We start from the raw sequence: 10,165 nt of genomic DNA, 5'->3' as shown, positions 1-10,165 counted from the left end.
GCGCTGTCTGGTTGAGACAGTAAGACCAGGTCAGGGCCTCATTCCGGTTACTCCGGGACGAGGCCCTTCCTGCATTGTCGGACCCTCGTTGCCAAACAATTGCCAACTATCCCTTCTTGCTCCAGATCACGGAATCGAGCGCCTCAGCGCTGGCCCGCGACGCCTGCCCGCGTCCCATGTAGTTGTTCAGTGTCATGGACGGGTGCGAGTGCCCAAGCACGTCGGCGATCTGCCGAGCAGAAAGGCCCGCCTCGTCGAGCAGCGTGCCCACGGTCTTGCGGAACGTGTGGAACGTGACCCACCCGTACCCGGCCCGTTCGCGGAACGGCACCCAATGCCGGTTGGTCAGATTCGAGGCGTTCTGGTAGCCGCCACGGCTGTTGGGGAAGATCGGTTGGTCATGGTCGATGTCACCGATGGCCGCCCTCCGGTCTTCCAGCATCCGCACACACCAGTCCGGCAGGGGGATCGAGCGGTTCGCAGTCTCCGATTTGCCCGCGTTCCGCACGGTGCCTTTGCCTCGCGCCTGGATGATGTTGCCGCTCATCGTCAGCGACTTCGCGACGGGATCGAAATCAGACCAGTGCGCCCCCAGCGCCTCACCTCGCCGCTCTCCGGTGGCGACGAAGAACCGGACGAGGTCGGGAAGGTCACTGCGGAGGGCGTCCTCGTCGGTGTCGAGCTTGGCCAGGAAGTCGGTGACCTCCTCAGCGCTGAGGGAACGGGCTTTCCTGCGCTTGTTCTTCGCGCGCCGCTCGGTCAACGGTGCGATCTCCTTGGCCGGGTTCGCCTTGATGGCGCCGGCCTGCACGGCGTAGGTCATAACGTTGCTGATCACGGCCTTGGTGTGCTTGGCGAGGCTCAGGCTGTGGTTCTTGAGCTTGGCTTGGCACAGGCTGTTCACGACCGGAGTCTTGACCTCGGCCAACCGCAGATTCCCGAGCCTGGGCAGCACGTGGTTCCTGAGGTGATCGCTGTAGGTGTCCACCGAGGACAGCGAGTAGATGCCGTTCTCGGCGTCGGTTCGGTACTCGGTCAGCCAGAGCTGTGCGGCTACCTCGAAGAACGAGGTGGGCACCAGCTTCGCACCGGGCGCGTGAGCGACGATGTCGGCGATCGCGTCCCGGACCGCCTTCCGTGCCTTGTCCTTCGTCGACCCTCGACGTCGCACGTCGGAATAGGTGCCGTCTTCGTGTCGGTAGCGACACCGGGCCGCCCAGGATCGGCCCATCTTCTTGACCTGGATTTCGCCGGCCGTCCCTGGCGACAGCGGTAGCCGACCCATCAGGCGACCTCGGCGGGAAGGCTGTCGAACCACTGCTCGGCGGCATCGGCGCGGCGGCCGGCTTCACCCACACCCACGACTGGGCCGCGAACCACGGCCAGGAAGGCTGGCTCGCCTGGGCGACCGCCGTGGTCATCGAAGGCATCGCGATCGTCGCCGGCATCGAGATCCACCACGACCGTGCCGCCGGGCGACCGTTCACGTTCCCGATGATCGTGCTGGTATTCGGCGTCCTGGTCCAGATGACCGCCCAGGTCGCTGAGGCGGAACCGTCACCTGCCGGCTGGCTGGTCGCCGCGATGCCCGCGCTCGGCTTCCTCGCCGTCGTCAAGCTCCTTATGCGACGGATGCCCGAACCCCCCACCCCGGCCAAACCTGTTCCCGCCCCGGCCGTCGAGCCCGTCCGGGTAAGGCTCCCCGCCGACATCGCCGCTCGGATCGACGACGCCATCACTGCGGTCCGTCGGGAGGGGCGCGAACCGTCTGTGGAGGACATCCAACGGGTCGCGCGCGTTCCCGCCGACCTCGCCCGGCGCGTCCTCAACACCTGACCCGACCCCGCAAGGCGGGCACGGCACAGCGACCGTGTCCGCCTTTTCTGTGCCCGCACAACACATCGAGGTGATGCCCTTGTTCACAGTGGACGATCGGATAGCCGCCCGGCTCCGCGCCGCCGACTACCAGGACTGGCGCGCTCGCGTGGAAGCGATCGGCGGCTGCGCCAAACCAATCCGGCTCGTCGGCGCCTCCCGCCTCCTGCACACTCCCACCGGCGCCCTGGTCGACGAACACGCCGGCACCGCGTGGGTCCCGTGCGGCAACCGCCGGAGCGCGGTCTGCCCGACCTGCTCCGACCGGTACGCCGCCGACGCCTTCCACCTCATCCGGGCCGGCCTCTCTGGCGGCTCCAAAGGCGTCCCCGAATCCGTCACCGACCGCCCCCGCGCGTTCGTCACCCTGACCCCGCCCTCGTTCGGCCGGGTCCACAACGGCACCCGTCGCTGCCCCTGCGGCCAACGCCACCACGAACACAACCCGCGCATCGGCACCCCGCTCGACCCCGACACCTACGACTACACCAGCGCTGTCCTGTGGCAGGCACACACCGGCGTCCTGTGGCACCGGTTCGTCACCCGCCTCCGCCGCGAGATCGCCAAACGCGCCGGCATCCGCGTCCGCAACTTCGGACAGGTCGCCCGCCTCTCCTACGGCAAGGTCGCCGAGTACCAGCGACGCGGCCTCGTCCACTTCCACGCCGTGATCCGCCTCGACGGCCCCGACGGCGCCGCCGACCCACCCCCGGCCTGGGCCACCGCCGGCCTGCTGAACGCCTCGGTCCAGGCCGCCGCCTCAACGGTCGTGGTCAAGACCGTCCGTCCCGAGGGGGGCCAACTCCAGTTCGCCTGGGGCACCCAAACCGACATCCGCCCCATCGGCAGCGACGTGGAAGACGCGGACGGCGAGATCAGCGAACGCGCCCTGGCCGGCTACATCGCCAAGTACGCCACCAAGGGCACCGGAAAGACCGAAGCCGCCGACCGCCCCATCCGCTCCCAACTCGACATCGACCACCTCCGGATCTCCGACCACCACCGACGCATGATCCAAACCGCCTGGGACCTCGGTGACCACGACCGCTACGCCGACCTCAACCTGAGGCGCTGGGCGCACATGCTCGGCTTCCGTGGCCACTTCCTCACCAAGTCCCGCGCCTACTCCACCACCTTCAAGACCCTCCGCACCGACCGGCAGGCCCACCGCCTCACCGAGCGGTTGACCGCGCTCGGCATCCCACCCGAGGACCACACCGACATCACCGTCATCAACGACTGGGAGTTCACCGGCACCGGCTACCGCGACGACGCCGAACGCGAACTCGCCGCCGCCATCGCCGACCGCACCCGCCGACGCCGACAGGAGCAGCGATGACCACAACCAGACTGTGGGGAGTCAAGGACGTCGCCGAGTACCTCGGTGTCCCCGAACAAACCCTCTACCAGTGGCGTACCCGCAACTACGGCCCACCCGGCCGCCGAGTCGGCAAGTACGTCAAGTACCGCCCCGCCGACGTCGAGCACTACCGCCACCCCGATCCGGATCACGTCGGCGAGTCGTGCGCGCACGATCCCTCCCTCCGCACGGCGTCGACCACGTCCGGGGCGCTCATGCCCAGCTCAGCGGCCCACCCCATGACGTGCGTCCAGTGCCGGTGCGACGGGCCGGTGACGCCGGCCGCGACGTGCCCGGCCAGCACGAGCGCGGTCGTGGCCTGGTTGTACGTGACGGTCCGGTGGGGCAGCCAGGACACCCGCCAGGGCCCGTACGGCGTACGTTCCTCCACCGCGCGCGCGTGATGCCCGGCCGTGCTGGTCATGCTGGTCTCGTCCCCGGTGATCTTCACCAGAACCACCACCAGTGGCCGCGCGCGTCGAACGTCCATTCCCGCAGCAGACCCCGCACGGTGAGCAGGTCCAGCACCACGGCCGCGACCAGGGCGATGTCGAACGGCCGCGAGCCGACGCCCCAGACCAGCGCCACGACACCGACGAGCACGGCCAGGGCGACGGTCACCTTGAGCCAGGTCCGGAAGACCCACGCGGTCGTCGTCCACATCACGTCACCTCCCGGACCGGTGCCGGCCGAGCGGGTTCGGGTGCCTCGAACCGGGTGGCGTACCAGGCCAGGGCCAGCGCCACGAGCCCGCCGAGCAGCACAAGGCCGAGCAGCACGAGCAGCGCCAGGCCCACGACGGGAACCACCGCGCTCACCGCGCCGAGCACGCAGAGGACGAACAGGACAGGGATTACGAGGGCATTTTCGGTGTACATGTCAGGCCACCACTTCCAGGTTGGTCCGCCCACGAACGACGGTGACGAGCTGGTCGATCTCGCGGTCGTCGACGTACGCGGCGCGCACCCGGACCGGCGTGCGAGTCCGGGGCCGGACGACGTAGCCGATGCCGGCGGTGTCGGGAACGTTGGGGATCTCGTCGGCGAGCGCACCGCGCAGCCGGGCGTCCTCACCGAGCACCCCGTCGACCTGCCCGGCCGCCGTCAGCCGCAGGCACACGCGCACGGTGAACAGGTCGCGCACCGGGACCGTGTCCTTCGTCGGCTCCTGCACGAACCCGACCAGGTGATGCCCGGACGACCGCCCCTGCGACCCGACGAGGGCGAGGTTGCGCCGGTTCTCCCGCGCGTGGTCGCCGTACGCGAGCAGCGCACCCAACTCGTCGGCGATCAGCAGGTTGACCGGGTTCTCGACCGACACCGCGAGCTGCCGCTTGCCCCGCCCGGCGAGCCGGCGCTGACCGGCGTCCAGGTCGGCCACGTAGTCGGCGATCAGGTCGGCGCAGTCATCACCCGCCGCCGCATACCGGTGAGCGATCGGCGCGAGCTTGGCGAACTCCATCTGCTTCGGGTCGCACACCCACAGCCGCACCAGGCCGTCCCGCAGCATCGGCGCGAGCGTGCGCAGCAGCGACCAGCCGATGGAGTTCTTCCCGGCTCCGGTCGCGCCGGCCACGAACCAGTGGTTGCCGGTCAGCGACTCGCGCCACTCCCCACCGAACTCGTCGTCGCCGAGGAAGATCGAGCCCAGGTCGACCGCGTCGGAGTCGGCCGGCATCTCGGGCGCGTCGATGACCTCGGTGAACGGCTCGCGGTGCTGCACGATCAGCCCGACCACCCGCGGCTTGACCTTCTCGACGCCGATCCGCTCGACCTTGAGCGCCGCGCACAACGTCTCCACCCGGTCGGTGAAGGTCCGCATTGACTGGCCACGCGCCAGCTCGACCCACACCGTGTCCACGGTCGGCGAGTGCGCCCGCACCTTCACCACACGCGGGAACTGGTCGGCGCCGGTCCGGCGGTGGGTGGTGAACAGCTCGCAGTCCTCCATCACCCGCCGCCACCGCAGACCGACGTAGGTCCACCAGCGCCGCCGCCACGACCGCAGACGCGGGGTGACCCACCGGTCGAACGTGTTCGGGTGCGCTCGGTACCAGGCACCCAGCGCGACGGCAGCGCCTCCAGCACCCGCACCGACCGCCGTCGGCCCGAGTTCGGCACAGCCGAGCCCGATCGCACCCGGTACCGCCGGCCACGTCGGGTGCCGGGCCAGCCAGACCAGGACGCGCCATTCCTTCCCCGGCCGTCGCCGGGACTGACCGTTGCCCATCGCTTCACCTCATGTCGTCCAGGCAGCGATCGGCCCCGACCTCCACGTGGGTGGTCGGGGCCGATCGCTGCGGTTGTCAGCGCCGTTTCTTGGGTCCCGCGATCACCGAACGCGAGTCCGACAGGGCGACCGCCAGTTCGGCGACCCGTCGCGCCATCCGGTCGTGGTTGGCCTTGAACGCCCGCCGACGTGCAGGAACGCCCTTGATGGCCTGCCTGAGCTGCGCCATGGCCTTGTCCAGGTCTTCCAGCGCCCGGTCCACTTGATGCGCCATCAGAGCCTCCAGTCCCGGGAGATCAACTCCGCCTCGTACCTCTTGGTCTTGCGCCGCAGCCGCTCCAGCTCTTCGAGCGCCGCCCGCCGCAGCCCGCGCAGTTCCTCCCGCGTCGCGACCGTCCAGCCCGGCCCGGTGGGCTTGCGCTGAACCCGGCTGATCAACACGTTGGTCTCGTCCAACGCGTGCAACACGGCGTCCATCGCGGTCACGAACGCCCCGTACCGCTCCCGAGCCCGGCGGTTCAGTACGTCGACCTGCACCGGCTACGCCACCTTCCGTGGACGCGTCGCGGCGAACTCCCCAGCGGTCGACAGGTCGACCGTCAGGAACTTGACCGCGTTGCTCACCAGATCCCGCACTTCCCGATCCGGATTCGTCGCCATGAATTCCTGGTAAGCCACGTTCGCCACCTCGGCGATTCGCTGAATCTCTCGCATCACCTACCGCCCTCCCGCACGATCGCTCGCGCCGCCCGTAGTCCCGCGAGGTAGCCGCGCCACCACGTCGGCACCGCCAACGACTCAACTTGGCCGTCCACCTGCGCATACTCACGATCCAGCCGTGCCACGATCCGCTGTCGCAGCACCGCCGGCCGCACCCGCCTCGACACGTCCGACACCTCCCTTACGTCGAGGAAAAGCCACGAATGCCCCCGCGTCGCTACACGCGGGAACAAACGAAACCCGTCCTCTTTCGGCGCATGATCAAGCACCGAAAGAAGGCATAGATCGGCCCACTGTGGAATTGTCAAGGAACAGAAAGCCGAGAATCCCGACTCGGAAAGTCAACGCTCAGGCGACCGGCTTGACACCCGTCGCACGCCATGCAAGGCCCGACATCTGCCGGCCGTCGATCTCGTTCTCCCAGTGCGACACGCGCGGGTTGATCAGCTCGACGAGGTCACCCTCGGCCACCTCGTCGCCGGGGTCGGTCTCCAAGGTGCACTTGATCTCCGCGCCCTTGCCGGCACGCCCCTGGTCGTTGGGACGCGGCTTGACGAACAGCACGACCACGTACTGGGTCGCGCCGCTGTAGTCGGTGACCACCTCGGGCTCACCGTTGCGTCCGTCCCGCATCTTCACGGTCGGCGCCTCGGTGACCAGCACCTTGTGGCCGGACAGCTCCACCGGGATGTTCCGCAGCATCGACATCACCTCCAAGCAGGTAGATTAGAACTATCCCTATAGAACCACGTCGGACGAGAGGTGTCAATAGAACTATCTCTATCTGTCTCATGGTGCCGCTGGGGCCAGTAGAGATAGAGTTATCGGTGAGCAGAGGAGGACCCATGGGCATCGGCTACCGCGAGCTGGCCTCAGTGCTGCGTGACGCCATCCAGGCCGGGACGTACCCAGCAGGCAGCACCCTGCCCAAACAGGACGAGATCGCCGAGGAACACGGCGTCAACGTCAACACCGTCCGCAAGGCGGTAGGCGTCCTGGAAGCCGAGGGCCTGGTCACCCCGGTCCGCCGGAAGGGCACGGTCGTTCGCGACAGTCCGCCGATGCGTCGCCTGGGTGTCCAGCGGTACGCCAAGAGCAAGTGGAAGTTCGGCCTGGTCGCCTTCGCCGCCGACCGCGAACACGCCGGCCGCGCCTGGAAGCCCACCGACCAGACCAACGCCGTGCGACTCACCGAAGCCGACCCCCAGGTAGCCGAAGCCCTGGGCATCGAGGCCGGCTCCCCGGTCTACGAGCGGTCCCGCCTGGTCAAGGATGCCGGCCAGCCCACGCACACCCTCACCAGCTACTACCGCCCCGAACACGTCGAAGGCACCCCGCTGGTGAACCCCCAGCCAGGCCCAGCAACCCCCGGCGGAGGCTTCGCCGTCCTCACCATGCAGGGCTACGAACCCGACCACATGACCGAGACCATCCACGCCCGCATGCCCACCCCCGACGAACTAGCCGAGCTGGAGTTGCCCGCCGGCGAACCGGTCATGATCCTCAACCGCACCACCTACACCGCCACCGACATCCCCATCGAGTTCGCCCGAGGCACCCACGCCGCCAGCCGCTTCTCCTGGACCTACGACTTCACCCTCCCCGACTGAAAGGACCCAAGCGAGTGCCCAACACCATCCCCGCCGAAGTCCGCAACGACGTGGAAACCCTCTGGAACTACCACCGCCTGGGCCACACCCTCAAACCCACCGACGTCGGCATCGGCCTCGGCAGCCACGACATCGGCGTAGCCGACACCACCGCCACCCTCTACCACCAGGGCCTGTTCCCCCTCATCGTCTTCACCGGCGCCAACGCCCCCACCACCATCGACCGCTTCCCCCGAGGCGAAGCCATCCACTACCGCGAACGCGCCATAACCCTCAACGTCCCCGACGAAGCGATCCGCGTCGAACCCCACGCCCGCAACACCGGCGACAACATCACCCTCACCCGCGACCTACTAGCCGCCGAAAACCTCCACCCCAAGTCGATCCTGATCGTCTCCCGCCCCTACCAAGAACGCCGCGCCTACGCCACCACCCGCAAACTCTGGCCCGAAGTCGACGTCACCTGCACCTCCCAACAAGTCGAACTCGACACCTACGCCGCCACCATCGGCGACATCCCCCGCATGATCAACGTCATGGTCGGCGACACCCAACGAATCCGCCTCCACGCCCAAGCCGGCCACGCCATCCCCCAACACATCCCCACCGAAGTCCACGCCGCCTACGAACACCTGGTAGCGGTCGGTTACACGCACCATCTAATCTCAAAGAACGTATAGCTTAGGAAGAATTAGGAGAATACGGGCCTCCCAGAGCCAGGAATTGGTTATATGTCCAGAAATCAATTGACTTTCGCTCTCGACCGAAGGACTCGACGATTCTCGCGAGAAATGAGTGGGGAGACCAGAGGTGCCACCTTATCGAGCGGTTCCAGACTCTTCTAGTTCTGGTGCATGCTTTCAGTGAGACGCGGCTATCCAACTTGGTAGGAGCCCTGAGATTCGTGAAGCATCCCGAGAGGAACCCACGTTTGGTGCAACTCCCAACCCATCCGCGGCCACGCAGAGAATCTGTGAAATACCACCGGCGCGCTCTTCGTCTGATCTCAGAAATCATGGTCTAATGAATGCCTATTCAGGTAATCAGAATCTGCGTAGCTATGAAATCCCGCAATCTGCCGATTCTCCGGCAGGTGCAACCTTCTTCGAGCAATATCATCGAGACTTGATTTGGGCTATAGGCCAAGAGATAGTTACGCGAAATGTGGAGTCGTTCACACAGTTCATCATTGATGCACTGAAGAGGGCGGAACCGCCCGCTGGTACTGATACGCAAAGCTGGCAACAGGTGCTAGCAGTGATGACGAAATCCATTGGGCATGAGGCGAAGTTCGCTCGGCAGGTCGTCGACATTAATGCACCAACTGTAGCTGAAGCAGGCCTGTGCAGGTACGTCGACAACTTCCTATGCTACCTCTCAGATCTACTTGGCCAAATTCTCGTTCAAGTGCCAGATGTATTACTCACAGAAGCACAAATATCAGTTCAGGATGTATTCAATCATCAAACTCTTGAAGATTTTCAGAGGTGGCTGATCGAGAAGAAGATTAACAGCCTGTCATTCCAGGGGCTTGAATCGATAGAAAAGTACTATCAGAAGTCTTTTGGACTGACACTCTTCACTCAGCCGTCCGTCCGCAGCGATGTCTCACTGGCTGTTGCTGCGCGCAATCTCCTTGTTCACAGGCGTGGAATCATTGACGATCGATTCATTAAGATGGCGGGCACCGGCGCGGGGAAACGGGATGAGCGGGTCAAGGTGGCGCACAGGGTTTGGGTGGAGTTGGTTCCAGCTATTCTGGAGACCGTTCGAGATGTTGACCGCCGTGCGGCCGAGAAGTTCGGTTTCCAGGCCGCCATGGTAGTGGTCGATCACCAAGTGTCAGCAGGTCAGCAAGACCTGTTCGAGGACATCGCGAGGGATGTCATGGGTTGGCGTATGCGCTCGAAGGTGGCACCGCCAGGGCACGCTGACTGAGTCCCTGTGCCACCCCGAATGCAGTTAAGCCTCCGTATGCAGGTGCGGAGCACACGTGTTCAGACTTTCTCTACTTGTTCAAGGCGGGCGCCTGCCGGCGCCCGCTGGCCCGCTGTGCCCATGGCCGAACCGGCACTGCGCGCTGGGCGTGCGGCTGGCGCCGGTCCCAGCGCGCGCCGGTCGGCCGGATGCGGGGCCAGGAGCTGTAGACCCACGCCGAACCGAGAAGAGGATGTCCTCGCCGGACGGGCAGGCCAACAGGATGGCGGGGACCGTGGGTCTGCTGCGGTTCGTCGGGGGACAACCTGCCATCCCATCGACCTCCACGAGGGCTATCGCACCGCGTCAAGGGGGCAGACCCCAGCCATAGTGCCGATCCCGAGGTCAGCGCCCCCTTGACGCGGCACGATCGGGGCTGCGCCAGGTCGACGGG

General features: G+C 66.4%; 15 protein-coding genes. 6 read left to right on the top strand and 9 right to left on the bottom strand.

Going from position 1 to position 10,165, the window contains the following annotated elements; all coding sequences use genetic code 11:
* Nucleotides 1–106: 106 nt before the first annotated feature.
* Nucleotides 107–1,285 carry a tyrosine-type recombinase/integrase gene (locus ACYVIP_RS34685; protein ID WP_460404157.1) on the bottom strand — a complete coding sequence of 393 codons (1,179 nt, stop codon included), beginning with the start codon at nt 1,283–1,285 and terminating at the stop codon, nt 107–109.
* Here ACYVIP_RS34685 and ACYVIP_RS34680 point away from each other — a divergent pair.
* From ACYVIP_RS34680 to ACYVIP_RS34670, 3 genes are all read left to right on the top strand, one after another.
* Nucleotides 1,261–1,836, top strand: a complete 576-nt coding sequence (locus ACYVIP_RS34680; protein WP_460404170.1) for a DUF2637 domain-containing protein — start codon at nt 1,261–1,263, stop codon at nt 1,834–1,836. The genes ACYVIP_RS34685 and ACYVIP_RS34680 overlap by 25 nt on opposite strands.
* Before the next feature lie 79 nt (nt 1,837–1,915).
* Nucleotides 1,916–3,214, top strand: a complete 1,299-nt coding sequence (locus ACYVIP_RS34675) for a replication initiator (RefSeq protein ID WP_460404155.1) — start codon at nt 1,916–1,918, stop codon at nt 3,212–3,214.
* Nucleotides 3,211–3,639: a helix-turn-helix transcriptional regulator gene (locus ACYVIP_RS34670; RefSeq protein WP_460404153.1), complete on the top strand. Its 429-nt coding sequence runs from the start codon at nt 3,211–3,213 to the stop codon at nt 3,637–3,639. Before ACYVIP_RS34675 ends, ACYVIP_RS34670 begins: the two co-directional genes overlap by 4 nt.
* 43 nt (nt 3,640–3,682) lie before the next feature.
* On the opposite strand, the gene ACYVIP_RS34665 is transcribed toward ACYVIP_RS34670, so the two are convergent.
* The 8 genes from ACYVIP_RS34665 to ACYVIP_RS34630 form a co-directional block, all read right to left on the bottom strand.
* Nucleotides 3,683–3,898: a hypothetical protein gene (locus ACYVIP_RS34665; RefSeq protein WP_460404151.1), complete on the bottom strand. Its 216-nt coding sequence runs from the start codon at nt 3,896–3,898 to the stop codon at nt 3,683–3,685.
* Nucleotides 3,898–4,113, bottom strand: coding sequence for a hypothetical protein (locus tag ACYVIP_RS34660; RefSeq protein WP_460404149.1), 216 nt, complete (start codon nt 4,111–4,113; stop codon nt 3,898–3,900). Before ACYVIP_RS34660 ends, ACYVIP_RS34665 begins: the two co-directional genes overlap by 1 nt.
* Nucleotide 4,114: 1 nt before the next feature.
* Nucleotides 4,115–5,464, bottom strand: coding sequence for an FtsK/SpoIIIE domain-containing protein (locus ACYVIP_RS34655; RefSeq protein ID WP_460404147.1), 1,350 nt, complete (start codon nt 5,462–5,464; stop codon nt 4,115–4,117).
* Nucleotides 5,465–5,540: 76 nt separating this feature from the next.
* Nucleotides 5,541–5,738 (bottom strand): hypothetical protein, encoded by a 198-nt coding sequence (locus ACYVIP_RS34650; RefSeq protein ID WP_460404145.1) that lies wholly within the window; start codon nt 5,736–5,738, stop codon nt 5,541–5,543.
* Nucleotides 5,738–6,001, bottom strand: coding sequence for a hypothetical protein (locus ACYVIP_RS34645; RefSeq protein WP_460404143.1), 264 nt, complete (start codon nt 5,999–6,001; stop codon nt 5,738–5,740). Before ACYVIP_RS34645 ends, ACYVIP_RS34650 begins: the two co-directional genes overlap by 1 nt.
* 3 nt (nt 6,002–6,004) lie before the next feature.
* Nucleotides 6,005–6,142, bottom strand: coding sequence for a hypothetical protein (locus ACYVIP_RS34640; RefSeq protein ID WP_460404141.1), 138 nt, complete (start codon nt 6,140–6,142; stop codon nt 6,005–6,007).
* Between the two features lie 35 nt (nt 6,143–6,177).
* Nucleotides 6,178–6,351 (bottom strand): hypothetical protein, encoded by a 174-nt coding sequence (locus ACYVIP_RS34635; protein ID WP_460404139.1) that lies wholly within the window; start codon nt 6,349–6,351, stop codon nt 6,178–6,180.
* 181 nt (nt 6,352–6,532) lie between these two features.
* Nucleotides 6,533–6,886: a hypothetical protein gene (locus ACYVIP_RS34630; protein WP_460404137.1), complete on the bottom strand. Its 354-nt coding sequence runs from the start codon at nt 6,884–6,886 to the stop codon at nt 6,533–6,535.
* A 143-nt stretch (nt 6,887–7,029) separates the two neighbouring features.
* On the opposite strand from ACYVIP_RS34630, the gene ACYVIP_RS34625 reads away from it, so the two are divergent.
* From ACYVIP_RS34625 to ACYVIP_RS34615, 3 genes are all read left to right on the top strand, one after another.
* Nucleotides 7,030–7,794: a GntR family transcriptional regulator gene (locus ACYVIP_RS34625; RefSeq protein WP_460404135.1), complete on the top strand. Its 765-nt coding sequence runs from the start codon at nt 7,030–7,032 to the stop codon at nt 7,792–7,794.
* A 14-nt stretch (nt 7,795–7,808) separates the two neighbouring features.
* Nucleotides 7,809–8,474 (top strand): YdcF family protein, encoded by a 666-nt coding sequence (locus tag ACYVIP_RS34620; RefSeq protein WP_460404133.1) that lies wholly within the window; start codon nt 7,809–7,811, stop codon nt 8,472–8,474.
* Nucleotides 8,475–8,817: 343 nt separating this feature from the next.
* A complete protein-coding gene (locus tag ACYVIP_RS34615) occupies nt 8,818–9,732 on the top strand; it encodes a hypothetical protein (RefSeq protein WP_460404131.1) in 915 nt (304 codons plus the stop codon).
* The last annotated feature ends 433 nt before the right edge of the window (nt 9,733–10,165 follow it).

The sequence above is a fragment of the Actinophytocola sediminis genome, assembly GCF_054779715.1.
Note: the sequence above shows the minus strand (reverse complement) of the source record. Positions and strands in the feature narration are given on the sequence as shown.

Bases quoted from the DNA above. Each gene is read 5' to 3' on its own strand.
- ACYVIP_RS34685 (WP_460404157.1), bottom strand. From the start codon at position 1,285: ATGGGTCGGCTACCGCTGTCGCCAGGGACGGCCGGCGAAATCCAGGTC.
- ACYVIP_RS34670 (WP_460404153.1), top strand. From the start codon at position 3,211: ATGACCACAACCAGACTGTGGGGAGTCAAGGACGTCGCCGAGTACCTC.
- ACYVIP_RS34665 (WP_460404151.1), bottom strand. From the start codon at position 3,898: ATGTGGACGACGACCGCGTGGGTCTTCCGGACCTGGCTCAAGGTGACC.
- ACYVIP_RS34660 (WP_460404149.1), bottom strand. From the start codon at position 4,113: ATGTACACCGAAAATGCCCTCGTAATCCCTGTCCTGTTCGTCCTCTGC.
- ACYVIP_RS34655 (WP_460404147.1), bottom strand. From the start codon at position 5,464: ATGGGCAACGGTCAGTCCCGGCGACGGCCGGGGAAGGAATGGCGCGTC.
- ACYVIP_RS34650 (WP_460404145.1), bottom strand. From the start codon at position 5,738: ATGGCGCATCAAGTGGACCGGGCGCTGGAAGACCTGGACAAGGCCATG.
- ACYVIP_RS34630 (WP_460404137.1), bottom strand. From the start codon at position 6,886: ATGCTGCGGAACATCCCGGTGGAGCTGTCCGGCCACAAGGTGCTGGTC.
- ACYVIP_RS34625 (WP_460404135.1), top strand. From the start codon at position 7,030: ATGGGCATCGGCTACCGCGAGCTGGCCTCAGTGCTGCGTGACGCCATC.
- ACYVIP_RS34615 (WP_460404131.1), top strand. From the start codon at position 8,818: ATGAATGCCTATTCAGGTAATCAGAATCTGCGTAGCTATGAAATCCCG.